This is a genomic window from Pseudomonas sp. GX19020 (assembly GCF_023371075.1).
Lineage (GTDB): Bacteria > Pseudomonadota > Alphaproteobacteria > Rhodobacterales > Rhodobacteraceae > Pseudogemmobacter.
This window is the reverse complement of the sequence record NZ_JAMCCR010000004.1, coordinates 31,120-54,966: the sequence shown is the minus strand read 5'-3', so window position 1 is coordinate 54,966 and position 23,847 is coordinate 31,120. Positions and strand designations below refer to the sequence as shown.

General features: G+C 64.2%; 27 protein-coding genes. 25 read left to right on the top strand and 2 right to left on the bottom strand.

Translation table 11 applies throughout. The features are described 5' to 3' along the window. Positions 1-27: 27 nt before the first annotated feature. On the bottom strand, positions 28-420 hold the full coding sequence (rpsF, locus tag M3484_RS09240; RefSeq protein WP_249496653.1) for a 30S ribosomal protein S6: 393 nt from the start codon (positions 418-420) through the stop codon (positions 28-30). Between the two features lie 302 nt (positions 421-722). Between rpsF and M3484_RS09235 the strand changes: the two genes are divergently transcribed. Then, complete coding sequence (locus M3484_RS09235; RefSeq protein WP_092896606.1) at positions 723-1,304, top strand: YceI family protein; 582 nt, start codon at positions 723-725, stop codon at positions 1,302-1,304. Positions 1,305-1,503: 199 nt separating this feature from the next. Here the strand turns inward: M3484_RS09235 and M3484_RS09230 are convergent, their stop codons facing one another. Beyond that, the gene (locus M3484_RS09230) at positions 1,504-2,736 is read right to left on the bottom strand and encodes a cytochrome b/b6 domain-containing protein (protein ID WP_249496652.1); all 1,233 of its coding nucleotides are present in this window, start codon (positions 2,734-2,736) and stop codon (positions 1,504-1,506) included. 167 nt (positions 2,737-2,903) lie between these two features. Between M3484_RS09230 and fabD the strand changes: the two genes are divergently transcribed. From fabD to cysE, 24 genes are all read left to right on the top strand, one after another. Further along, entirely contained in the window at positions 2,904-3,836 is a 933-nt protein-coding gene (gene fabD / locus M3484_RS09225) for an ACP S-malonyltransferase (protein ID WP_249496651.1), read from the top strand. 138 nt (positions 3,837-3,974) lie between these two features. Next, positions 3,975-4,712: a 3-oxoacyl-[acyl-carrier-protein] reductase gene (gene fabG / locus M3484_RS09220; protein ID WP_092896612.1), complete on the top strand. Its 738-nt coding sequence runs from the start codon at positions 3,975-3,977 to the stop codon at positions 4,710-4,712. A gap of 229 nt (positions 4,713-4,941) precedes the next feature. Continuing rightward, a complete protein-coding gene (locus M3484_RS09215) occupies positions 4,942-5,175 on the top strand; it encodes an acyl carrier protein (protein ID WP_092896614.1) in 234 nt (77 codons plus the stop codon). A 207-nt stretch (positions 5,176-5,382) separates the two neighbouring features. Further along, positions 5,383-6,144: a hypothetical protein gene (locus M3484_RS09210; RefSeq protein ID WP_249496650.1), complete on the top strand. Its 762-nt coding sequence runs from the start codon at positions 5,383-5,385 to the stop codon at positions 6,142-6,144. 123 nt (positions 6,145-6,267) lie between these two features. Next, positions 6,268-7,527, top strand: a complete 1,260-nt coding sequence (gene fabF, locus M3484_RS09205; RefSeq protein ID WP_249496649.1) for a beta-ketoacyl-ACP synthase II — start codon at positions 6,268-6,270, stop codon at positions 7,525-7,527. Positions 7,528-7,530: 3 nt separating this feature from the next. Continuing rightward, positions 7,531-8,712 (top strand): endolytic transglycosylase MltG, encoded by a 1,182-nt coding sequence (gene mltG, locus M3484_RS09200; RefSeq protein WP_249496648.1) that lies wholly within the window; start codon positions 7,531-7,533, stop codon positions 8,710-8,712. A gap of 239 nt (positions 8,713-8,951) precedes the next feature. Then, positions 8,952-9,296 carry a hypothetical protein gene (locus tag M3484_RS09195; RefSeq protein ID WP_249496647.1) on the top strand — a complete coding sequence of 115 codons (345 nt, stop codon included), beginning with the start codon at positions 8,952-8,954 and terminating at the stop codon, positions 9,294-9,296. Next, the gene (locus tag M3484_RS09190; protein WP_249496646.1) at positions 9,247-10,590 is read left to right on the top strand and encodes a DNA-packaging protein; all 1,344 of its coding nucleotides are present in this window, start codon (positions 9,247-9,249) and stop codon (positions 10,588-10,590) included. Before M3484_RS09195 ends, M3484_RS09190 begins: the two co-directional genes overlap by 50 nt. Positions 10,591-10,718: 128 nt before the next feature. Further along, positions 10,719-11,942, top strand: a complete 1,224-nt coding sequence (locus M3484_RS09185) for a phage portal protein (RefSeq protein ID WP_249496645.1) — start codon at positions 10,719-10,721, stop codon at positions 11,940-11,942. Next, complete coding sequence (locus tag M3484_RS09180) at positions 11,939-12,184, top strand: GTA head formation protein, RCAP_rcc01685 family (RefSeq protein ID WP_249496644.1); 246 nt, start codon at positions 11,939-11,941, stop codon at positions 12,182-12,184. Before M3484_RS09185 ends, M3484_RS09180 begins: the two co-directional genes overlap by 4 nt. A 10-nt stretch (positions 12,185-12,194) precedes the next feature. Then, positions 12,195-12,752: an HK97 family phage prohead protease gene (locus tag M3484_RS09175; protein ID WP_249496643.1), complete on the top strand. Its 558-nt coding sequence runs from the start codon at positions 12,195-12,197 to the stop codon at positions 12,750-12,752. A 40-nt stretch (positions 12,753-12,792) separates the two neighbouring features. After that, positions 12,793-13,986: a phage major capsid protein gene (locus M3484_RS09170; RefSeq protein WP_249496642.1), complete on the top strand. Its 1,194-nt coding sequence runs from the start codon at positions 12,793-12,795 to the stop codon at positions 13,984-13,986. 74 nt (positions 13,987-14,060) lie between these two features. Further along, positions 14,061-14,660: a head-tail connector protein gene (locus M3484_RS09165; RefSeq protein WP_249496641.1), complete on the top strand. Its 600-nt coding sequence runs from the start codon at positions 14,061-14,063 to the stop codon at positions 14,658-14,660. Next, positions 14,657-14,995, top strand: coding sequence for a head-tail adaptor protein (locus M3484_RS09160; protein WP_092896630.1), 339 nt, complete (start codon positions 14,657-14,659; stop codon positions 14,993-14,995). The genes M3484_RS09165 and M3484_RS09160 overlap by 4 nt, the downstream gene beginning before the upstream one ends. Then, the gene (locus M3484_RS09155) at positions 14,992-15,387 is read left to right on the top strand and encodes a DUF3168 domain-containing protein (protein ID WP_249496640.1); all 396 of its coding nucleotides are present in this window, start codon (positions 14,992-14,994) and stop codon (positions 15,385-15,387) included. The genes M3484_RS09160 and M3484_RS09155 overlap by 4 nt, the downstream gene beginning before the upstream one ends. A 30-nt stretch (positions 15,388-15,417) precedes the next feature. Further along, entirely contained in the window at positions 15,418-15,831 is a 414-nt protein-coding gene (locus M3484_RS09150) for a phage major tail protein, TP901-1 family (protein WP_249496639.1), read from the top strand. Next, the gene (locus M3484_RS09145; protein WP_249496638.1) at positions 15,831-16,151 is read left to right on the top strand and encodes a gene transfer agent family protein; all 321 of its coding nucleotides are present in this window, start codon (positions 15,831-15,833) and stop codon (positions 16,149-16,151) included. The genes M3484_RS09150 and M3484_RS09145 overlap by 1 nt, the downstream gene beginning before the upstream one ends. After that, positions 16,148-16,402 carry a rcc01693 family protein gene (locus tag M3484_RS09140; protein ID WP_249496637.1) on the top strand — a complete coding sequence of 85 codons (255 nt, stop codon included), beginning with the start codon at positions 16,148-16,150 and terminating at the stop codon, positions 16,400-16,402. Before M3484_RS09145 ends, M3484_RS09140 begins: the two co-directional genes overlap by 4 nt. Continuing rightward, on the top strand, positions 16,359-17,012 hold the full coding sequence (locus M3484_RS09135) for an RcGTA-type gene transfer agent tail tape measure protein (RefSeq protein ID WP_249496636.1): 654 nt from the start codon (positions 16,359-16,361) through the stop codon (positions 17,010-17,012). The genes M3484_RS09140 and M3484_RS09135 overlap by 44 nt, the downstream gene beginning before the upstream one ends. Before the next feature lie 10 nt (positions 17,013-17,022). Then, positions 17,023-17,652 carry a DUF2460 domain-containing protein gene (locus M3484_RS09130; protein ID WP_249496635.1) on the top strand — a complete coding sequence of 210 codons (630 nt, stop codon included), beginning with the start codon at positions 17,023-17,025 and terminating at the stop codon, positions 17,650-17,652. Continuing rightward, the gene (locus tag M3484_RS09125; RefSeq protein WP_249496634.1) at positions 17,649-18,563 is read left to right on the top strand and encodes a phage/gene transfer agent baseplate hub protein; all 915 of its coding nucleotides are present in this window, start codon (positions 17,649-17,651) and stop codon (positions 18,561-18,563) included. Before M3484_RS09130 ends, M3484_RS09125 begins: the two co-directional genes overlap by 4 nt. Beyond that, on the top strand, positions 18,550-19,005 hold the full coding sequence (locus tag M3484_RS09120) for an NlpC/P60 family protein (RefSeq protein ID WP_249496633.1): 456 nt from the start codon (positions 18,550-18,552) through the stop codon (positions 19,003-19,005). Before M3484_RS09125 ends, M3484_RS09120 begins: the two co-directional genes overlap by 14 nt. A gap of 18 nt (positions 19,006-19,023) precedes the next feature. After that, on the top strand, positions 19,024-22,923 hold the full coding sequence (locus tag M3484_RS09115) for a baseplate multidomain protein megatron (RefSeq protein ID WP_249496632.1): 3,900 nt from the start codon (positions 19,024-19,026) through the stop codon (positions 22,921-22,923). 106 nt (positions 22,924-23,029) lie between these two features. Then, the gene (gene cysE, locus M3484_RS09110) at positions 23,030-23,836 is read left to right on the top strand and encodes a serine O-acetyltransferase (RefSeq protein ID WP_092896650.1); all 807 of its coding nucleotides are present in this window, start codon (positions 23,030-23,032) and stop codon (positions 23,834-23,836) included. Positions 23,837-23,847 lie beyond the last annotated feature (11 nt).

Sequence of the window (23,847 nt, the reverse complement as noted above, 5' to 3'; positions counted from 1 at the left end):
GTTTATGGACCTTTCTTCAGGCGTTGATCAGCGACGCTCGCGGCGTTCGTAACCGCCACGGTCGCCGCCTTCGCGGTCGCCACGGCCTTCACGCTCGTCACGTTTCTGCATCTGAACCGAGGGGCCTTCGGTATGCTTATCGACCTTGATGGTCAGGATACGCATCACGTCGTCATGCAGACGCATCAGACGTTCCATTTCCTGCACTGCAGCAGCCGGAGCATCCGACTTCAGCAGGGTGAAATGGCCCTTGCGGTTCTTGTTGATCTTATAGGCCATCGTTTTGACGCCCCAGTACTCGTGCTCGACGACTTTGCCGCCGTTATCTGCGAGAACCGTGGAGAAATGTTCGATGAGGCCTTCGGCCTGCGCGTTGGAGAGATCCTGGCGCGCGATGAAGACATGCTCGTAAAGCGGCATGAGGCTTCCTTGCTGACAGGGCGGCTTCATAGGACGGGCAAAGACCTTTCCGGGCCCGTCCACGAGAGGCTACGCCGGTTCATGGGTATTCGGAAAGGATGGGGCCTTATACAGGGAAAGCAGATGGGCGCAAGGACGAAGGGCGGCAGCCGGGACAATGGCAAAAGCCCGCCGTTCACGGAAGGTCTGGCGGAATTGTGACTGTTCACAGGTGCAGGGATGCTGTTCGCTCCTGCCGGATTGTGCGGCTGCAGCATGACCGGCAGTCTCGCACCATCTTAAGTCCATTCATGGAGACAGGTATGAACCGTCCGCTTTCTTTCGCTCTTGCCGCCGCCCTGGCTGCTTTCACCGCCCCCGCTTTTGCAGAAGCCGTGAAGTACAATGTCGATCCGGGGCACAGCCAGATCCTTTTCAGCTATAATCACCTTGGTTTCTCGACCAATTACGGCATGTTCTCGGGCTTTGACGGCGTGGTGAATTTCGACGCGGATGCACCGGCGGAATCGTCGGTGGAAGTGTCTTTCCCGGTTTCGACCCTGATCACCGGTTTCCAGGCGCGCTATGATCACTTCATGACCGCCGATTTCTTCAATGCCGAAGTGAACAAGGACGTGACCTTCAAATCGACCTCGATCGAGGTGACCGGCGAGAAGACCGCGAAGATCACCGGCGACCTGACGCTGAACGGTGTGACGAAATCGGTGGTGCTTGACACCGTGCTGAACCAGGCCGGCGAGCATCCGATGGAGAAAAAGCCGTGGATCGGTCTGACCGCGACCACCACGCTGATCCGGTCGGAATACGGCCTGGGCATGGTGGCGCCCTTTGTCAGCGACGAAGTGCCGGTGACGATCAACCTCGAGGCCGGCAAGGCTGACTGACCGGTTTCGACGCAGGAAGATATCAGGCCGTCCGGAGAGATCCGGGCGGCCTTTTTCTATGGCGGTCTGGGAGGCTTCCGGCGGGAGTATTCTTCGCACGAGGAAGTTGCGGCTTGTGTGTTTTGCGAAAACCCGGGGGCGTACAAATACGCGCGCCCGTGGAGGAGGGCGCGCGTATAAATTGGACGGCGGGGGTCTGTCAGTTCTGGCGTCTGGCGGTCAGCTCGATGGTGACGAGGACCGGGAAGCCGACCTGGGATTCGTCGCCGAAGCTGGTACCCATGCCGAAATCACGGCGATCGATGGTGGTTTCGCCTTTCATCACGGCGGTATCGCCGGTGATCGTTAGGGTGAAGGGCAGGCTGACCGGTTTCACCTGGCCGCGCAGATCAAGCGTGCCTTCGGCGATATAAGCCGTGCCTTCGGGGCGGATGGTTGCGGTGAAGGTGGCACCGGGATGGTTGGCCACGTCGAAGAAATCGGCACCTTTCGCCTGGTCGGAGACCGAGCCGAGGCTGAGGCTTGTGGTGTCGATCTTTACGGTGACGGTGCCGTTGCGGCCTTCGGTCGGGGTTTCCTCGAAGATGATATCGGCGGACCAGGTGGCGAACTGGCCTGCCACGGCGCTGCCCATTTGTTGCACCGAAAGCGCGAGGCTGCCGCTTTCCACCTGCCAGGTGTTGGCGCCGGTGTCGGCGGGGGTCGCAGGCTGCGATTGCGTATCCGGGGTGGGGGCAGAGGCTACAGCCGTATTGGGCAGGGTGGTAGCGGGGCGGCTGATCTCCCATGCGGCAAAGCCGGCGGCGGCCCAGAGCAGGAGCGCGGCCAGGACAGGCGCGCGGGCCTGATGCGGATGGCCAGCCATGGAGGGCGTGCCTTTGACCATGCGCGCCAGCGTTTCATCGCGGTCGATGATCACATGTTTCAGCGCCCCGGCAATATGGAGGACCAGCGAGGCCAGCAGGATCCAGACAAAAAGCCCATGGGCCGCGCCGAAGACCTGGCCGATGGTTTCGGATTTCGGCACGAAGGGCAGGTTTTGCCCGAAGGGCCACAGGATCGGGGCAAAGCCATCAACCGCCGCGTGATGGATCCAGCCTGTCAGGGGCACGAGCACCAGCGAGATATAGAGCGACCAGTGGACCGCTTCGGCCGCGAAGGTTTCGAGTTTGCGGCCGGGATGGACCGGCGCGGGGCGGGTCTCGGTCAGGGCCCAGAGGATACGGGCCAGCGCCACGAAGAACACCGTGACCCCCAATGTCTTATGGACTGAGAAGAGCTGCGCCTTGAGCGCGAGTTCTTCCGAGGTGGCATAGGGCAGGTTTTCGGCGATCAGGCCGAGGGGGAAGGTGGTGATGATCAGGGCGGCGGTCAGCCAGTGGAAGATGCGGCTGACGCGGCCATAACTGGCAACCGTGTTGCGGGCTTGCATTATGGGCTCCGGGATTGGTCTGAAGAGGTGTCTGGCTGGCAGAGTAGCAGTTTCGGGGCCCAGGTGACATCGCGGATCAGGGCACAGCGTATGTGCGGCGCTTTTGCTCAACATTGCGAGAGGGGGGGGATCGCGCTATCTGGGGGGAAATTCATGGAGGATCACGCATGAGCCGTGCATTTGTTTTTCCCGGTCAGGGCGCTCAGGCGATCGGGATGGGAATGGAACTGGCCGCGACCTGGCCGGTCGCGCAAGCCGTCTTTGATGAGGTGGACGAGGCTTTGGGCGAAAAGCTCTCGGCCCTGATCCGCGAAGGCGATATCGCCGAACTGACGCTGACGCAGAATGCGCAACCGGCGCTGATGGCCACATCGATTGCGGCAGTGCGGGTGCTGGAGGCCGAGGGCTTTCCGCTGAAGGGCACGGCGGATTTCGTGGCCGGGCACAGCCTTGGCGAATATTCGGCGCTTTGTGCAGCGGGCAGTCTGAGCCTTGCGGATACGGCGCGGCTGCTCCGGGTGCGCGGCGTCGCGATGCAGGAGGCGGTGCCGGTGGGCGTCGGCGCGATGGCTGCGCTCCTCGGACTTGATTTCGCGACGGCCTCAGAGGTGGCGGCAGAAGCGGCGCAGGGCGAAGTCTGCCAGGCGGCGAATGACAATGACCCCGCCCAGGTGGTGGTGTCCGGCCATAAGGCCGCGGTCGAGCGTGCGGTCGAAATCGCAAAAGCGCGTGGCGCGAAGCGGGCGATCCTTTTGCCGGTCAGCGCCCCTTTCCATTGCGCGCTGATGCAGCCTGCGGCGGCCCGGATGGCAGAGGCACTGGCCGGGGTGGTGATTTCCGACCCGGTGGTGCCGCTGGTCGCCAATGTGCGGGCCGAGGCAGTGACGGAGGCGTCGAAGATCACCGATCTTCTGGTGGCGCAGGTGACCGGCTCGGTCCGGTGGCGTGAATCGGTTCTGTGGATGGAACGTGCGGGCGTCACGGAATATTGGGAAGTCGGCGCCGGTAAGGCTCTGGCGGGGATGATCCGGCGGATCCAGAAAGAAGCCGTTGTGAAGCCTGTGGGCACGCCCGCGGATGTGGCAGCGCTGAAGGGCTGAGGCTTTTGAAAGGGGGCACGGGTCGGGAACCGGCCCCCTGCGACTATAGGTTTCCCGAACCAGTGGCACGGGCAATGGTCCCGCCCCGGGATGTTTAAAGACAGATGAAAAGGCCTCAGGCCTTTGGGAGAATGGTTTATGTTTGATCTGACGGGAAAGACGGCGCTGGTGACGGGCGCTTCTGGCGGGATCGGCGCGGATATTGCGCGGGCGTTGCATAAGGCCGGCGCGGTGGTCGGGCTGTCGGGGACGCGGGTTGCGCCTTTGGAGGCGCTGGCGGCAGAGCTTGGCGCGCGGGCGCATGTGCTGGAATGCAATCTCTCGGTCGCGGAAGAGGTCGAGGGCCTGGTGAAACGCGCAGGCGAGGCGATGGGATCGGTCGATATCCTCGTCAACAATGCCGGGATCACCCGTGACGGGCTTGCGATGCGGATGTCGGATGAGGATTGGGCCAGCGTCATCGACGTCAATCTGACCGCGAGCTTCCGGCTCTGCCGTGCCGCGATCCGGGGGATGATGAAGGCGCGCAAAGGGCGGATCATCAATATCTCTTCCGTCGTCGGCACCACGGGCAATCCGGGCCAGGCGAATTACTGCGCCTCGAAGGCGGGGCTGGTGGGGATGTCGAAAGCCCTTGCTACGGAAGTCGCAAGCCGGGGCATCACCGTGAACTGCGTGGCACCTGGCTTTATTGAGACCGCGATGACTGACAAGCTGAATGAGGCACAGAAGGGGGGGATTCTCTCGGCGGTGCCTGCGGGTCGGATGGGGCGCCCCGAAGAGATTGCGGCGGCGGTGATCTATCTGGCCTCGGATGAGGCGGGCTATGTCACGGGCGCCACTTTGCATGTGAATGGCGGAATGGCGATGATCTGAGCCAGGACACAGGCGCTGATATGAGGTTTTCTGGGTCTTCGGGCGGGTTCGGCGGGGTGTCGGCACTTGACCTTTGGCCTGGAAAGCATTTGCCATGGAGCGCGGCTGTGCTATAGCGCCCGCCAGAATCCGGGGGCTCGCCCCGGTGCTGCCGTGATCGGGGAGTCCATCCCCGGTGCGGATAACCAGGCCGGGGGCATGACCCCGCGAACGGAGTAGAGGACGAAACATGAGCGACATCGCAGATCGCGTGAAAAAGATCGTTGTCGAGCATCTCGGCGTTGAAGAGGACAAGGTCACCGAGACCGCTTCCTTCATCGACGACCTGGGTGCTGACTCGCTGGACACGGTCGAGCTGGTCATGGCTTTCGAAGAAGAGTTCGGAATCGAAATTCCGGATGACGCCGCTGAAACCATCCAGACCTTCGGCGATGCGGTCGGCTTCATCTCGAAAGCTGTCTGATCGTTTTGTCCCTTTCGGGATAAGAGAGGCTCCCCGGTTTCGGGGAGCCTTTTTGTTTGCGCAGGCTTTGGTGCTGCGCCTTGCCGGGTTGCGGGCGAGGGGCAGGAAATCCTGACCTCTGGCAGTGGACCCCGCCGATGCCGGCTGACCCGGGCTCTGGGCTGTGCAACCCTGCGGCGGTGAGGGATTTGGTCAGGGGGAACGGGGATGAAATGGCATCTGGCGCTGGGACTGGCGATTCTGCAGGCGGGGACTGATGCAGCGCAGGCGACGCCGCCGGATATCATCGATCTGCGTGACGAGATTTTCGGCTTTAGCGAGCAGAGCATTTTCCTGCTGCGCAGCACCTGGGACAATCTGGGCATTTACAGTTCCGAGCAGCGCGAGGTGTTTCTGGTGGTGGTCGATCGTCAGAGCGGGGCGGAAAGCCTGGCGCCAGTCTACCAGGTGCGCCGTGACGAGGATCAGGCGCGAGAGGCACCCGGGCCAGGCACGACCTGGTGGATGACGCGGGCGGTTGTGCGTTCGGATGCGGTCAATCCCTGGCAGGTGCTGGCAGAGGCGCAGGGTGTTCCCTACGGGGCCGGCGGGCAAGGGGATTCGGGTCCGGCGCCGGTTGAAGGGTCACTGGCCCCCGGGGGAGAGATTCATATCAGCCTGGACACCGGCTGGTCCTGGCGCGGCGAGGGGGCGGTGCTGGTCGCGGGGATCGGGGCGCGGCTTGACGGGATCGCGGCGGCGCTGGGCGAGCCGCAACGGATCGCGCCGGTGACGGTCAGGGATTTGCTGGCGGGGCAGGTTTTCACCGATCAGGATTGCGATATCGCCGGGGGGCAGGTGCTGGATCGGGCGGCGGGCGGGCCGCCTTCGGCCCTGGTGCGGATTGACTGCGTTGAGGAGGAAGGCGGGCAGCTGGCCTCGCTCCTGATTGTCTTGCCCGAGGCATGGCGCGTGGCGACCTCGCCCTGAAGGCCGCATTCGTATCCATAAGGTTGGCGTTGCTTTGCCCGCCTTCTACCCCTTCTGTTGCGGGCGCGCGGGCGCGCGTGTATCAGGCGAAGGGAAATGATCGCCTTTCGAGGGAGTGCACATATGCGCCGTGTCGTCGTTACGGGTCTGGGAATGGTCACACCGCTGGCCTCCGGTGTGGAAGAGACCTGGAGCCGCCTGCTGGAGGGGAAATCCGGCGCGGGCCCGATCACGCGGTTTGATGCGTCGAATGTGGTTACGCAATATGCCTGTGAGATCCCGCGGGGCGATGGCAGCGATGGCACCTTCAATCCCGATAACTGGATGGAGCCGAAAGAGCAGCGCAAAGTCGATGACTTCATCATTTACGGGGTGGCGGCGGCGGTGCAGGCGGTCCGGGATTCGGGCTGGGAGCCGGCTTCTGAAGAAGACCGCGAGCGCACCGGCGTGATGATCGGCTCTGGGATCGGCGGGCTTTCGACGATTGCGGACACCGCGCTGCTGATCAAAGAGAAAGGGCCGAAGCGGGTTTCGCCCTTCTTCATCCCGGCCGCGCTGATCAACCTGATCTCGGGCCAGGTCTCGATCCGTTTCGGTTTCAAGGGGCCGAACCATGCGGTTGTCACGGCCTGTTCGACCGGGGCGCATGCGATTGGCGATGCGGCGCGGCTGATCAGCTTCGGCGATGCCGATGTGATGGTGGCGGGCGGGGCGGAGAGCCCGATCTCGGAAATCGGGATTGCCGGGTTCAACGCCTGCAAGGCGCTGTCGACGAAACGCGCCGATGATCCGACCAAAGCCAGCCGACCCTATGACGCGGACCGTGATGGATTCGTGATGGGCGAGGGCGCGGGCGTGGTGGTGCTGGAAGAATATGAGCACGCAAAAGCCCGCGGCGCGAAGATCTATGCCGAGGTTCTCGGCTATGGTCTTTCGGGTGATGCCTATCACATCACCGCACCGTCGGAAGATGGCGATGGTGGCTTCCGTTCGATGAAAGCGGCGCTGGCACGGGCCGGGATCACGCCCGACCAGGTGGATTACATCAACGCACATGGCACCTCGACCATGGCGGATACGATTGAGCTGGGGGCGGTGGAGCGCCTTCTGGGCGATGCGGCGGGTAATGCGGTGATGTCGTCGACCAAATCCTCGATCGGTCACCTGCTGGGGGCGGCCGGAGCGGTAGAGGCGATTTTCTGTATCCTCGCAATCCGCGACCAGGTGGCGCCGCCGACGATCAATCTTGATAATCCGGCAGTGGCGCCGAAGCTGAATCTGGCTGCGAACAGGAAGGTCGAACGCAAGATCGATATCGCTTTGTCGAACAGCTTTGGCTTTGGCGGCACCAATGCGAGCCTTGTTCTTGGTAAGGTCAAGTAATCTATGTGGAAAAGTATCGCCTCTAACGCGCTGACGTTATTCATCGTTCTGTTGATCGCGGCGGCGGCGCTGGTGGCCTGGGGGCGCAATGTCTATGTCAGCCCCGGGCCGCTGACGGAGGCGGTCTGTGTGCAGGTCGAGCGGGGCGCAAGCCTCGCCTCGGTCTCGCGCACCCTTGAGACGCGCGGTGCGGTGGCCGATGCGCGGATATTCCGGATCGGCGCGGAATATTCGGGGCGGGCCAAGGATCTGAAATTCGGCTCTTACCTGATTCCTCCCGGTGCCACGATGGATGACGTGCTGGGGGCGCTGACGCTGGGCGGGGCTTCGACCTGCGGGCAGGAGATCCAGCTGGTGATTGGTGTGGCCAGCGCGAATGTGGTGCTGCGCGAGCTGGACCCGGCGACCAACCGCTTTGTCGAAGTGGCGAAATTCGCGCCCGATGCGGCTGAGCGGCCGGCGGACTATACCGAAGCGGCGGCAAAGCCCGATATGCGGTTCACGGTGACGGTGGTGGAGGGCGTGACCTCCTGGGCGGTGGTTGATGCGCTGAAAAAGGTGGATTTCATGTCGGGCGAGATTGCCGGCGTGCCACCGGAAGGATCCCTTGCACCGCAAAGCTATGACGTGGTTCGCGGCGGCGACCGGGCGGGCCTGATCGCGCAGATGAGCGCCAATCAGGAACGGATCATGGCCGATCTGTGGATGGGGCGCGACGAGGATCTGCCCTATGACACGCCGGAACAGGCGATGATCATGGCCTCGATCATCGAGAAGGAAACCGCGGTTCCCGATGAGCGCGGGCTGGTCGCCAGCGTCTTTGTCAACCGGCTGCGGCAGGGGATGCGGCTTCAGACCGACCCGACGGTGATCTATGGGATTACCAAGGGCGAGGGCGTGTTGGGCCGGGGGCTGCGGCAAAGCGAGCTGCGCCGTTCCACCCCTTATAACACCTATGTTATTAACGGGTTGCCGCCGACACCGATTGCCAATCCGGGGCGGGCCTCGATTGCTGCGGCGCTGCATCCGGACCAATCGGATTATGTGTTCTTTGTTGCGGATGGCACCGGGGGCCATGCCTTTGCGGTGACCCTTGCAGAGCATAATGAGAATGTCGCGCGCTGGCGCAAGATTGAGGCGCAGCAGGGGCAGGCGGGTCAGGGCGGCGTACAGAGTGCGGAGTGAACGAGCCGGAATTCTTAACAAAGCGTAAACGCGAAGACCGTTTAATTCATTGGTTTAATTGGAGATTTTTATTGACTCTGCGCCCGCTTTGACGTAGAGATTGGGACATGCTGAAAGAGGTGTGAAAGCGGCCAGGGGGTGACCCCGGGGCCGTTTTTTTATGTCGCAGGTTTGCAGGCCCGAGATGGCCTGCAACCGGCAGGGCTGGCTTTTGAAGGCGCGGCAAAAGGGCGGCATCTATGACGATCATATTTGCGGAAGGGGGCGGCGACCCCGCCCGCGCGCGTGAGGCGGCGGGCGCGCTGAACCTGACCGAAGAGCTTTACCGGATCGCGGTGGAGGAGCTGAACGAGGCTTTCGCGGGGATCCGCGCGGGCCGGTTCGAACTGGCGAAAGAGGGCCGCAGGGCGGTCAGGGATCTCGCCGATTTGTCAAAGGCGCTGCTGGAGGAGAGAAGGAATGTCGAGAAACTCCGCAAAGAGCTTGCCGGAGGGGGCGCAGGAGACGGCGAACTCGACCTCGGGGCGGCGCGGGATGAGATCGGGCGCCGACTGGCTCGCCTCCGCGCTGCCCGGGGAGATTGATGAATTTCTGGGCGGCTTGAGTGACAATGCGTTGCGGGCGCTGCCGTGGATCTTCGATTTCTGGGCGTTGCCGCATCAGCTGCCGCCTGAAGGCGCGTGGAAATCCTGGGTGATCATGGGCGGTCGTGGTGCGGGGAAGACACGCGCCGGAGCGGAATGGGTGCGTTCCATGGTCGAGGGTGACACGGCTGAAGCGCCGGGGCTGGCGCGGCGCGTGGCGCTGGTCGCGGAAACGCTGGAGCAGGCGCGTGAAGTGATGGTGCTGGGAGAAAGCGGCATTCTGGCCTGCTCGCCACCGGACCGGCGACCGAAATGGATTGCGTCCAGGAACCGGCTGGAATGGGCGAATGGCGCGGTGGCGCAGCTTTTTTCGGCGCATGATCCGGAACGGCTGCGGGGGCCGCAATTCGACGCGGCCTGGGCGGATGAGCTGGCGAAATGGCCGAAGGCGGCGGAGACCTGGGATCAGCTGCAGTTCGGTCTGCGGCTGGGGGATAATCCGCAGCAGGTGGTTACGACGACGCCGCGGAATGTGGCGGTGCTGAAGGCGATTTTGCAGAACCCTTCTACGGTGGTGACCCATGCGCCCACCGAGGCTAACCGGGCCTGGCTGGCCGAGAGCTATCTTGAGGAGGTGAAGGCGCGCTATGGCGGCACCTCGCAGGGGCGACAGGAGCTTGAGGGGCTTTTGATCGAGGAGGCCGAAGGGGCGCTCTGGTCACAGGCGATGATCACCGAGGCGCAGGCGGCGGCCGAGGTCCGGCCGCTGCGGGTGGTGGTGGCTGTCGACCCTCCGGTGACGGCGACCAAGAAATCCGACGAATGCGGCATCGTGGTGGTGGGCGCGGATACGAGCGGAGCGCCCGGCGAGTGGCGGGCGGTGGTGCTGGCGGACCGAACAGTGCGCGGCGCGAGCCCGGATGGATGGGCGCGGGCGGCAGTTGCGGCGATGGAGGAATTTTCGGCGGAGCGGCTGGTCGTCGAGGTGAACCAGGGCGGTGATCTGGTCGCTGGTGTCGTGCGCCAGGTTGATCCGCTGGTGCCGGTGCGCGAAGTGCGGGCGATGCGGGGCAAGATGCTGCGCGCCGAACCGGTGGCGGCTTTGTACGAACAGGGCCGGATCGCGCATCGGCGGGGGCTCGGGGATCTCGAGGCGCAGATGGTCCGGATGACGCGGACCGGCTGGCAGGGGCAAGGAAGCCCGGACCGGCTGGACGCTCTGGTCTGGGCACTGACCGAGCTGATGATCGTGCCCTCTTCGCGGATCGGACAGCCGGGGATGCGCACGATCTGAGGCTGCACTGCGGAAGTGCGGCCGGGGACCCGCGCCCGGACCCCCGGAGTATTTGGATCAAGAGGAAATGAGCGGCGGAGTGCCTTTCTCGGGGCGGCTTTCGCATGGCTTACAAAAGGAGCGGCTTTGTGTTCGATTTCCTGAAAGGCAGGTCGAGGGTGCCGCCGGTGCCCGGGCAGAAGGCGAGCGCGACGGGGCGGGTGATCGCCCGCAGCGTGGTGACGGGAAGTGGAGGCCGGGTTGCGGGCGGTGCGCGCGACGCCGTCTCGCTGACCCGGGCGGGGTTTCAGGGCAATCCGGTCGGATTCCGTGCAGTCAGGATGATTGCCGAAGCGGCGGCGGCTTTGCCGGTGATCTGTCAGGATTGCGGGCGTCGCTATGAGGCGCATCCGGTGCTGGCGCTGCTGGCGCGGCCCAATGGGGCGCAGGGGCGGGCGGAGCTTCTGGAGGCGGTTTACGGTCATCTTTTGCTCAGCGGCAATGCCTATGTGGAGGCGGTGCCCGGGCCGGGAAGCGGTGCGCTGCCGGGGGAATTGCACGCCTTGCGCCCCGACCGCATGTCGCTGGTGCCGGGGGCGGATGGCTGGCCGGTGGCGTTTGACTATACGGTGGCGGGCCGGGTGCATCGCTTTGATGTCACTGAAGGGCTGAGCCCGATCTGCCATATCCGCAGCTTCCATCCGCAGGATGACCATTATGGCCTGTCGCCGATGCAGGCGGCGGCGGTGGCGGTTGATGTGCATAATGCGGCATCGGCCTGGTCGAGATCACTTCTGGACAATGCGGCGCGGCCTTCGGGGGCGATCATCTATAAGGGCGCCGACGGGCAGTCCGTTCTGACGCCGGACCAGTATGACCGGCTGGTGTCTGAAATGGAGGCGCATCACCAGGGCGCGCGGAACGCCGGACGACCGATGCTGCTGGAGGGTGGGCTGGACTGGAAGCCGATGGGGTTCTCGCCCTCGGATATGGAGTTTCACGAGACCAAGCTTGCGGCGGCGCGCGAAATTGCGGTCGCCTTTGGGGTGCCGCCGATGCTGATGGGAATCCCCGGCGACGCCACTTACGCCAATTATCAGGAGGCGAACCGGGCCTTTTACCGGCTGACGGTCTTGCCGCTCGCGTCGCGGGTGCTGGCAGCGCTGTCGCATTGGCTCGCCGGATTTGGGGGGGAGGCGGTCGGGCTGCGGCCTGATCTGGACCAGATCCCGGCACTGGCGGTCGAGCGCGACCAGCAATGGGCACGGGTTGGGTCGGCATCTTTCCTGAGCGAGGCGGAGAAACGCGCGCTTCTGGGTCTGCCGCCTCTGCCGGAGCCGGAGGCGGAACCGGGCGATGAGGGGAGCGCATGAACCAGCGCAAAGAGGGGGCGGGGTCGCGCTTTGTCTTTGACAGTTTCGACGCCGCCCATGCCCGGATCGAGGCCAATGAACGGGTGATGGAGGAGCGTTGGGCGGCGCTGGAATTCCGCCTTGGCCAGATCGACGCGGCGCTGGAGCGGCTGGAGCGGCGGATCTGGCTTGGGGTCTGCGGGGGGGCGGCGTTTTTGCTGGCACAGGGCGCCGAAGCGGTGATCCGGGCGGCGATGAAATGAGGGTGAGCGGATGCTGGAACATAAATTCTGCCGGCCCGAAGCGGCGCTGACGCTGAGCGAGGGGTGCGAGTTGTCGGGCTATGCCTCGCTGTTCGGGGTGAGGGACCAGGGCGGTGATCTGGTTGCGCCGGGGGCCTACGCGAAATCGCTGGCGCGTCTTAAGGCGAAAGGCGGCAGGGTGCGGATGCTGTGGCAACATGATCCGACCCAGCCCATCGGTATCTGGGATGAGGTCCGCGAAGATGCGACCGGGCTTTGGGTCAAAGGGCGCCTCCTGACCGAAGTGGCAAAGGGGCGCGAGGCGGCGGCTCTGCTGGAAGCGGGCGCGCTGGACGGGCTGTCGATCGGTTACCGGACGCTGCGGGCCGAGCGCGAGGGCGCCGGTCAGAGTGCCGGCAAGGGCAAGGGGCGCAGGCTGTTGGAAGTCGAGCTTTGGGAAGTTTCTCTGGTGACTTTCCCGATGCTGAGCGAGGCGCGGGTGGCGGCAAAATCCGAAGAGGTGACGTCGGTTTTCGACGGGCTCGCCGCGCTGTTTGAGAGCGCAAGGCGTGACCTTGCGAGGCGCTGAGCGCGCCCCCGGGAATTCTGCCTGACAAGAGGAAGAACGGATGACGGAGAAAGAGATCCGGGCCGGGGAGATCACCCCGGGCCTGAGCCCGGCTGCCGAGGTGAAAACCGCTATGGCCGGATTCCTGAAGGAATTCAGTTTCTTTCAGGCTGACGTGAAACAATCGCTGCAACATCAGGAAGAGCGACTGACCATGCTTCAGAAGAAAACCATGGCCTGGGGCCGTCCGGCACTTTCCGCCGTGCCGGAGGAAAACGCGCCGCATCGCCAGGCGTTCAATGCCTATCTGCGATCGGGCGATGACGAGGGCTATCGCGGGCTGAGCCTTGAGGGCAAAGCAATGTCGACGGCCGTGGCGGCAGATGGCGGCTATCTCGTCTCGCCGCAGACGGCCGACCAGATCCGCTCTATGCTGGTCTCGACCTCGAGCCTGCGCTCGGTGGCCAATGTTGTGCAGGTCGATGCGACCTCGTTCGACGTGCTGGTGGATCGTTCCGAGGTCGGCTCGGGCTGGGCGACCGAGGCAGTGGCGACGACCGAGACGGCGACGCCGACGCTGGAGCGGATCCAGATCCGGCTGCATGAGCTCTCAGCCATGCCGAAGGCGAGCCAGCGGCTGCTTGATGACAGCGCCTTTGACGTGGAAGGCTGGCTTGCGGGCAAGATCGCCACGCGTTTCATCCGCGCCGAGGCTTCGGCCTTTATCAACGGGGATGGCGTTGATAAGCCAAAGGGCATCCTGCTGCCGGCCAAGGTGGCGAATGTCTCCTGGGCCTGGGGTAATCTCGGTTATGTGCCGACGGGAGCTGCGGCGGATTTCGCGACCAGTAATCCCGCCGATTGCATCATCAACCTGGTCTATGCTCTGGGCGCCGATTACCGCGCCAATGGCACTTTCCTGATGAATTCCAAAACCGCCGGCGCGGTCAGGAAGATGAAGGATGCCGATGGCCGTTTCCTGTGGTCGGATGGACTGGCGGCGGGTGAGCCCGCGCGTCTGATGGGCTATGCTGTGCTGATCTGCGAGGATATGCCTGACGTTGGCGCAAACAGCTTCCCCATCGCGTTCGGGGATTTCAACGCCGGCTACACCATCGCTGAGCGCCCGGATCTGCGCATCCTGCGCGACCCGTTCTCGGCCAAGCCGCATGTCCTCTTCTATGCCACCAAGCGCGTGGGCGGTGACATTGCCGATTACGCGGCCATCAAACTGCTGCGTGTTGCGACCTCCTGACGACCTGATGCCGGGCCGGGCCGTTCGCGGCCTGGCCCGCTTTCTTCGGCTGAGAGTATTGGGGGGCGCAGGCTATGAGACTGACGGAAGAGACCGTGGTGCCGGTGGCGAGCCTGCCGCTGGACGCGTTGAAGGAACATCTGCGTCTTGGCAGCGGGTTTGCGCTGGCGGCGGATCAGGATGCACTGCTGGAGAGCCATCTGCGCGCGGCGATTGCGGCGATCGAAGGGCGGGTTGCCAAGGCGCTGATCCGGCGGCGGTTCCTGCTGGAGATGGAGGTCTGGCGCGATGCTGATACCCAGGCTTTGCCGCTGGCGCCGGTCTCGTCTTTGGTGAGTGTCGAACTGGTCTCGTCGACAGGTGTCGCAAGTGCGGTCAATCCGGCGCGCTACCGGCTGATACAGGATCAGCATCGCCCGCGGGTCGCAGGGACGGGTGCCGCGCTGCCGGAACCTGCGACCGGGGGTGGGATAAGGCTGCTGTTCGAGGCAGGTTTCTCAGCGACCTGGGCCGGGGTGCCTGCTGATCTGCAACAGGCGGTGATGCTGCTTGCAGCAGAATATTACGAATTCCGGCATGATCCGGGCACGCGTGGTGCGGGTCTGCCAGGCGCGGTCGAAAGCCTGATCGGGCGCTGGCGGCTGATCCGCGTGCTGGGCGGGGGGCGGCGATGAGGGTGCCGCAGCTGCGCCAGCAGCTCGCGCTTGAGGAGGCAAGCCGGCTTCCGGACGGCGTCGGAGGGTTCACGCTGAGCTGGGCGCTGGTGGGTCTGCTCTGGGCAGAGATGGTGGCGGGCAGTGGCCGCGATCCTTCGGGTGAGGAAGTAATCCTGTCCTCGGTGGCCTGGCGGATCACGGTGCGCGGCGCAGCCGTCGGGACGCCCGCCCGCCCGCGCCCAGAACAGCGGTTCAGGCTGGGGGCCCGCATTTTTACCATCCTCGCGGTGGCCGAGAATGAGCAGGGCGGCCTGTGGCTGACCTGCACCTGCCGCGAGGAGGCGCCGAAATGAGCTATGCCGCAGCAGCAGCCCTGCAAATTGCGGTCTTCCGGCGCCTGAGCACGGCGCCGGCTCTGGCGGGGGTTGCGGTGCATGACGCACTGCCGCCATCGCCGCCGGGGTTTTTCGTGCTGATCGGGCCAGAGGAGGTTCGCGATGCTTCGGATCAATCGGGAGAGGGCGCGGATCACCGGCTGGTCATCAGTGTGATCAGTGATGCCGAGGGGTTTCTGGCGGCAAAAACCGTTTCAGTGGCGATCTCGGATCTTTTGGCGGGGCCGATGCCGGCGCTGTCGCGCGGACGGCTGGTGCGCCTTTCCTTTGACCGCGCTGTGGCGAGACGGATCGGCGAGGGCGCTGTGCGGCGCATCGACCTGACCTTCCGGGCGCGGATCGAACTCTGACCCTCGCAACCACCTTTCAAGGAGACAACCATGGCAGTTCAGGCCGGGAAAGACCTTCTGATCAAGATCGACCAGACTGGCGATGGCCAGTTCGAAACCATTGCCGGCCTTCGGGCAACCCGCGCCAGTTTCAATGCTGAAACGGTGGAGGTCACCAGCCTTGAGAGTTCTGGCGGCTGGCGCGAACTGCTGGCGGGGGCGGGGGTGAAATCGGCGAGCATCTCGGGGTCTGGCGTGTTTCGAGATGCCGAAACCGATGAGCGCGCCCGCCAGATCTTCTTTGACGGAGAGATCCCGTCCTTCCAGGTGGTGATCCCGGATTTCGGCGTGGTGCAGGGACAGTTCCAGATTACCAGCCTTGAATATTCCGGCAGCCATAATGGCGAGGCGACCTATGAGGTCTCGCTCGCCTCGGCTGGCGTCCTAAGCTTCACGGCGCTCTGATGGTGAACCCTCATGCGGGTGAGGTGGAGATCACGCTTGATGGGGTGCCGCATGTGGCAAAGCTGACGCTTGGCGCGCTGGCGGAGCTGGAGGCGGGGCTGGGTGAGGCCTCGCTGATGGATCTGGTCGAGCGGTTCGAGGGGGGGCGGTTTTCGGGCCGTGACGTGCTGGCGCTGGTGGTTGCGGGCCTGAGGGGCGGCGGCTGGAGGGGACAGGCGGGCGATCTGGTCGCTGTCGAGATCGGCGGCGGGCCGGTGGCTGCGGCAAAGGCCGCAGCGGAGCTTCTGGCCCGGGCTTTCTCGCTCGGAGAGACGAAATGAACCGCAGCTTCGACTGGCCGGGGCTGATCCGGGCGGGGCTGTATGGGCTGGGGCTGGAACCGCGCGTGTTCTGGAGCATCACGCCGGTCGAGTTGCGGATCATGCTGGGGGCGGAGCGGGGAGCTCCGCCCCTGACGCGGGCGCGGCTGGCAGAACTCACCGCATCTTTCCCCGATCGGGGGGCAGCACGAATGAAAGGGGACGAAAATGGCGGAACCGGATCTGCTGGCGGAACAGCTGGCGGGGCTTGAGGACAGGCTGGGGGCATCGGCTGCGATGGTCGCGGCTTTTGATGGTGAGCTGGCACGGCTGAGGGACAGTGCGACCTTCACCTCGCGCGAAGTTTCGACGTTGTCGAATGGTATTGCGGGGGGCCTCAGGCGGGCGTTTGACGGGCTGGCCTTTGACGGGATGCGGCTCTCGGACGCGCTGAGGGGGGTGGCTCAGACGATTGTGGATACGGTCTATTCGGTGGCGATGCGGCCGATCCACACTGCGGCCGGCGGCGCGATTGCAAATGGGATCAACGGGTTGATGTCGGGGCTGATGCCCTTTGCCAATGGCGCGGGTTTTGCGCAGGGGCGGGTCATGCCTTTTGCCAATGGTGGTGTGGTTTCGGGCCCGGTGTCGTTTCCGATGCGGGGCGGGCATGGGCTGATGGGCGAGGCCGGGCCGGAGGCCATCATGCCACTGAGCCGCGGCGCGGATGGGAGGCTCGGGGTGCTGACCCAGGGCAGCGGGCAGCCTGTGCATGTGGTGATGAACATTTCCACCCCCGATGTGACGGGGTTCCGGCGCTCGGAAAGCCAGATCGCGGCACAGCTGGGCCGTGCACTGGCGCGCGGTCAGCGCAACCGGTGAGGAGAGGCGCATGTTTCATGAAGTAAGGTTCCCCGCCAATCTGAGCTTCGGTTCGGTCGGCGGGCCGGAGCGCCGCACCGAGATTGTGACGCTCACCAACGGGTTCGAGGAGCGCAACACTCCCTGGGCCCATTCGCGCCGGCATTACGACGCGGGGGTCGGGCTCAGATCACTGGACGATCTGGAGGCGCTGATCGCCTTTTTCGAGGCGCGGCGCGGGCAGTTGCATGGGTTTCGCTGGAAGGACTGGTCGGATTATCGTTCCTGTCTGCCATCGGGCAAGGTTGGTCCCCTGGATCAGTTTCTCGGCCATGGGGATGGGGTAAATACGGCTTTCCCGCTTCTGAAGTCTTACAGATCGGGTGCGGAAGATTATTCGCGGCCGATCCGCAAGCCTGTGGCGGGGTCCGTGCTGGTCGCGCTGGCCGATGATCCAAAGGTCGAGGGCATCGAGTTCACGGTCGACGGCGCGAAGGGCGAGGTCCTTTTCGAAGTGCCTCCTCCTTTGGGCGCAAGGGTCACTGCCGGGTTTGAGTTCGATGTGCCGGTGCGGTTCGACGCCGACCGGATCCAGGTTTCCGTCGCGAACTTTCAGGCCGGCGATGTTCCGAATGTCCCGGTGGTGGAGATCAGACTGTGAGACTTGCGCTGGACGAGCATTTGCAGACCGGGGTGACGGGCCTTTGCCATCTGTGGACCATTGAAAGGCCGGATGGCGAGGTGCTTGGCTTCACCGATCACGATTGTGATCTTGCAGTAGAAGGAGTGGTCCATCGCGCGGGGTCGGGTCTGACCGCAAGCGCACTTCAACAGGCCACAGGCCTTGCGGTGGACAATTCCGAGGTTGTCGGGGCGCTCAGTGCTGCGGCGATCACGGCTGAAGATCTGGATGCGGGGCGGTATGACGGTGCCGAGGTGCGGATCTGGCTTGCAGCCTGGGCGCAGCCCTCAGAGCGGCGCGAGTTGTTTCGTGGCTCGTTGGGTGAGGTGAGCCGGCGTGGCGCGGCATTTCGGGCGGAGGTGCGCGGCCTTGCTGAACCATTGGGGCAGCCGGGAGGCTTTGCCTATACGCGGAGTTGCTCGGCCGTGCTGGGGGATGTTCGCTGCAAGGTCAGCCTCCAGACCCCTGGCTATTTCTGCGACATCGGACTGCAGCAGGTCAGCGATGATCGCAGAGAATTCACCTTTGAAGCCTTGCCGGGCTTTGATCCGCGCTGGTTTGAACATGGCCGGCTGAACGTGCTCAGCGGCGCTGCAGCTGGTCTCAGCGCGATGATCCGCTCGGATGATCTGCGGCCCGGGGGGCGGCGCGTCGTACTTTGGGAGGGCATTCGTGCGCCGCTGATGGCGGGGGATCAGCTTCGGCTCTTTGCCGGTTGCGATAAACAGGTTGGAAGCTGTCGGGATAAGTTCAGAAATTTCAATAATTTTCGAGGTTTTCCTCATCTTCCGGAGGAGGATTGGCTGACAAGCTACCCGCGCTCTGACCGACCCGCGACCGGGGGCCGGCGCGTCTTGCCGATCTGGGCGAATACCAATGGGAGAAACTGACCCAACACTTCGCACGGCATTGCGCGCGGTTTCGGAGGCGCGGCTCTGGCTTGGAACTCCCTATGTTCATCAGGCGAGTTGTGCTGGCGCCGGCGCCGACTGTCTCGGTCTGATCCGGGGCATCTGGCGTAAGCTCTACGGGGTCGAGCCCTGTGCGCTGCCAGCCTACAGCGCCGACTGGGCCGAGGCCGGCGCAGGCGAGGTTTTACAGGAAGCGGCCCTCACCTGGCTGATCGCCAAAGAGACCGCGCCTGCCATTGGTGACGTGCTTTTGTTCCGGATGCGGGACGGAGGGGCGGCAAAGCACCTTGGGCTCCAGTCGGCCACGGGGCGCGATGCACGGTTCATCCATGCCTTTTCCGGTCATGCGGTCAGTGAAAGCGCACTTACATTCCCCTGGGCGCGGCGCATTGCTGCGCGCTTTTCCTTTCCGCCGATCTGACAGACGGAGCGATACACGATGGCAACGCTTTTGCTCTCGGCGGCCGGAGCCGCATTTGGTGCGGGCTTTGGCGGCACTGTTCTGGGCCTTTCGGGCGCCGTTATCGGGCGCGCAGTCGGGGCTACTGTAGGTCGGGTCATTGACCAGAAGATCCTCGGCGGGGGCGCGGATGCAGTTGAGGTCGGTCGCATTGACCGGCTCCGGCTGATGAGCGCGGGTGAGGGCAAAGCCATCGCAAAGCTCTGGGGCCGGATGCGGCTGGCGGGCCATGTGATCTGGGCGTCGCAATATGAGGAGCACAGCCGCTCCCGGCGGGGTGGCAAGGGGGCGCCGTCGGGGCCGTCGGTGACGGAGTATTCTTACACGGTCAGCCTCGCGATCGGGCTTTGCGAGGGCGAGATCCTGCGCGTTGGCCGGATCTGGGCCGATGGTACCGAGATCGAGCCGGGCAGCCTTTCGCTCCGGGTCTATCATGGCACTGAGGACCAACTGCCCGACCCCATGATCGAAGCGGTCGAGGGCGAGGGGGAAGTGCCGGCGTTTCGCGGTCTTGCTTATGTGGTGATCGAGGATCTCGACGTGACCGCTTATGGCAACCGGGTGCCGCAGTTCAGTTTCGAGGTGGTGCGCAGTGCGCAGGGGCCGCATGTGGCCCCTGAGGATACGCTTTCCGGATTGGTGAGTGCTGTCGCGATGATCCCCGGAACCGGAGAATATGCGCTGGCGACGACCCCGGTCCATTTCAGCTATGGCCCGGGCGAGAATGTCGCGATCAACAGCACCTCGCCCTCGGGCCATACCGATTTTCGAACCGGGCTCGATCAGCTCTCTGGCGAGTTGCCGAATTGTGGTTCGGTGTCGCTGGTCGTGTCCTGGTTCGGAAGCGATCTGCGCTGCGGCAGGTGCGAGATCCGTCCCAAAGTCGAACAGCGCGACCATGATGGTCAGGGGATGGCCTGGCATGCGGGGGGCGTGACACGGGCAACAGCCGGCGAAGTGCCCAGGCGCGACAGCGGCCCCGTCTATGGCGGCACGCCTGCCGATGCCTCGGTCATCGAGGCGATACGCGCCATCCGGGCGGATGGGAAAGAGGTGATGTTTTATCCGTTTATCCTGATGGAACAACAGCCGGAGAACCGGCTTCCCGATCCCTGGTCAGATGCGGCGGATCAGCCCGTCATGCCCTGGCGCGGACGGATCACCACCGATCAGGCACCGGGGCGTCAGGGGAGCACGGATCGAACGGCACTGGCCGACACCGAGGTTGCGGCCTTTTTCGGCACGGGACAGCCGGCGCATTTCAGCGCGGCGGGCACTCATATCCTGTATTCTGGCCCGGAAGAATGGGGCTATCGCCGCTTTATCCTGCATTATGCGCATCTTTGCGCCCTTGCCGGTGGCGTCGATGCGTTCTGTATCGGGTCTGAGATGCGCAGCCTGACGCAGATCCGCAATGAAGACGACGCTTTCCCGGCTGTGGCGGCCTTGATACAGCTTGCGGCTGAGGTGCGGGTGATCCTCGGGCCGGCGGTCAAGATCAGCTATGCCGCTGACTGGACCGAATATGGCAGCTATGTCGCGGATGGAAATCTCTACTTCCCGCTGGATGATCTCTGGGCGCATCCGGCGGTGGATTTCATCGGAATCGACAATTACATGCCGCTTTCCGACTGGCGTGATGGCGAAGATCACGCCGACGCCGCCTGGCTGGCGGTCTGGAACCCGGACTATCTGAAGGCCAATATCGAGGGCGGCGAGGGGTTCGACTGGTATTACGACAGCCCGGAGGGGGAGGCGGCCCAGCTCCGGCTGCCCATTGAAGATGGCGCCTTTGCGGAGCCCTGGGTATTTCGGGTCAAGGATCTGCGCAACTGGTGGCAGATGCCGCATCACAGCCGGGCAGGTGGGGAACGTTCACTCACCCCGACGGCATGGAAGCCGCAATCAAAGCCGATCCTCTTTACCGAATATGGCTGTGCGGCGGTCGACAAGGGCACCAACCAGCCGAATAAATTCCTCGATCTCATGTCCTCGGAATCGGCATTACCCCGGTCCTCGAACGGGGCGAGGGATGACCTGATCCAGATGCAATATCTGCGCGCCATGAACAGCTATTGGCGCGATCCGGCGATCAATCCGCGATCCTCGCTCTATGACGGGCGGATGATAGATATGAGCCGCGCCCATGTCTGGGCCTGGGATGCGCGGCCTTTCCCGGAATTCCCTGGCCGCGTGGATAAATGGACCGACGGGCCGGCCTATCTGCGCGGCCACTGGCTGAGCGGGCGGGCGACCGGCCAGGCGCTTTCGGCCGTGATCAGAGAGATTTGCGGCAGTCATGGTATCGCGATGGCGGAGACTGCCACGGCGCAGGCTGTTCTGCGCGGCTATCTGGTGGATCAGGTGCAAAGCGGGCGCGCAAGCCTGCAACCGCTGTTGCAGATATTCGGCGTCGATGCTTTCGACCTTGGTGGCAAACTGATCTTCCAGCGCCGTTTGCCAGGCATTGATCACCGGCTCGACCCCGAACTCTATGCGGTGGACGAGCTGGAGGGCCAGGCCGAAGTGACGCGCGCGCCAGTGGTCGAGATCGGCGAGTCGATCCGTCTTGGATTTATCGACGCAGAGGCAGGTTACGAGGCGCGGATGGCCGAGACCCGGCACCCCGGGGACAGGTTGCACCGCGTCGCGGGGACCGAGGTTTCGCTTGCGATGACATCGGCGGAGGGGGTTGGTGTGACCCGGCGCTGGCTGGCAGAATCGCGGATCGCGCGGGATGGTTTGCGCCTCAGCCTGCCGCTTTCGCGTATGGATGTCGGGCCGGGGGATCGGATATCAACGCAAGATGGCTCAGCCTGGCGGGTGGAGCGCGTAGAGCAGACCGAACAGCGCCGTATCGAGGCGGTGCGAATTGAGGGTGGGATCTATGAAGTCCGCGATGAAGGCAGCGTGCCGCCCTCCCTGGCACCCTTTGTCTCGCCGGTTCCGGTCTGGCCGGTGTTTCTCGACCTGCCGCTGCTCAGGGGGGATGAACAACCGCATCGGCCCTATATTGCGGTGGGAGCACGCCCCTGGCCGGGCTTGGTCGCGCTCTGGTCGCAGACTGCGGTCGGCGGGTTTACCTTAAACCGCATTGTCTCCGCACCGTCGGTCATCGGGCGTACCGAGACCGAACTTCTTGCCGCGCTGCCGGGCGTCTGGGATCGGGGAGAGCCGCTGCGGATCCGGCTGAGTGCAGGCGTGCTGAGTGCGGCCGATCCGGTTGCGGTGCTCAATGGCGCCAATGTGATGGCGATCGGCGATGGCTCTGCCAGCAATTGGGAGGTCATCCAGTTTGCCGGGGCCGAGCTGGTCGCGCCCAGAACCTGGGAGATTTCGCTCCGGCTGCGCGGCCAGGCGGGGACGGATGGGGTCATGCCTGCAGCCTGGCCCGTCGGCAGTACTGTTGTGCTGTTGGATGGGGGGCCGGCGCAAATGGAACTCGCTGGGAATGCATTGGGCCTCTCGCGCCGATACCGGATCGGTGCATCTGGGCGTGGCTATGATGATCCGAATGTGGTTGAGATCGCGACGGCTTTCGACGGGATCGGCTTGCGGCCAATGCCAGTCAGCCATTTGCGCAGCGCTGCGCAGGCCGGCCGGGATCTGAGTCTAAGCTGGATCCGGCGGACGCGGATCGGGGGCGACAGCTGGCAACAGACCGAAGTGCCGCTTTCCGAAGAAAGCGAGGGATATATGGTGCGAATTCTCGTCGCGGATGTCATCAGACGAGAGGTGGCAACATCCGCGCCTCACTATGCCTATTCGCTGGCACAGCAGGTTGCGGATGGCGCGCAGTCAGGCTTTACGGCGATGGTCGCCCAGCTGTCGCCATCCTTCGGAGCGGGTCCGTTTCGGTCACTGGCAGTGGCCCCCTGAGCCTGGCCGGAACATCTTCCTTTCCTGATTGCCGATTCTGCCCGCATCGGAGATAATCCTTGCTGTTTCCGCCCGCTGATTGCGGCGGCTCGTTACGGGGATTGCCATGGCCGAAACCAGACAACGTGTCACGACGCTCGATCCGGTCTGGACGAGGATCTGCAGCGAAGCGGTCGAGGCTGTCCGCGCCGAGCCGCTTCTGGGTGCCCTGATCCATTCGGGCCTGCTGCACCACGCCACTTTTGAGCGGGCTCTGGCTTACCGCTTTTCGCTAAAACTCGCCTCGGGTGAGATGAGCGAACAGATCCTGCGCGAAATCGCCGATGAGGCCTATGGTGCCGCGCCCGAACTTGGCGCGGCGGCACGTGCCGATCTCATGGCGGTCTATGAACGCGACCCGGCCTGCCATCGCTACCTGCAGCCCGTCCTGTTCTTCAAGGGCTACCAGGCGGTGCAGGCCTATCGGATCGGCCATTGGCTTTGGGAAAAGGGGCGCGTTGATCTGGCCTATTTCGTGCAGATGCGGGTGTCCGAGGCCTTTGGGGTCGACATCCACCCCGCTGCCCGGATCGGCAAGGGCATCATGATCGACCATGCGCATTCCATCGTGATCGGAGAGACTGCGGTCGTTGGCGACAATGTCTCGATGCTGCATTCGGTGACACTCGGCGGCACCGGGAAGGAAGACGGCGACCGGCATCCCAAAATTGGCAATGGTGTGCTGATCGGAGCGGGCGCCAAGGTTCTGGGTAATATCCGGGTCGGCAATTGCTCGCGGATCGCGGCAGGTTCGGTCGTGCTTGAGGAAGTGCCGCCGGAAACCACTGTCGCCGGGGTTCCGGCGCGCGTGGTTGGCAAGGCCGGCTGCGCCCAGCCTGCGCTGAGCATGGATCAGCAATTCAGGGCGGAGTGAGCAGGGCATTT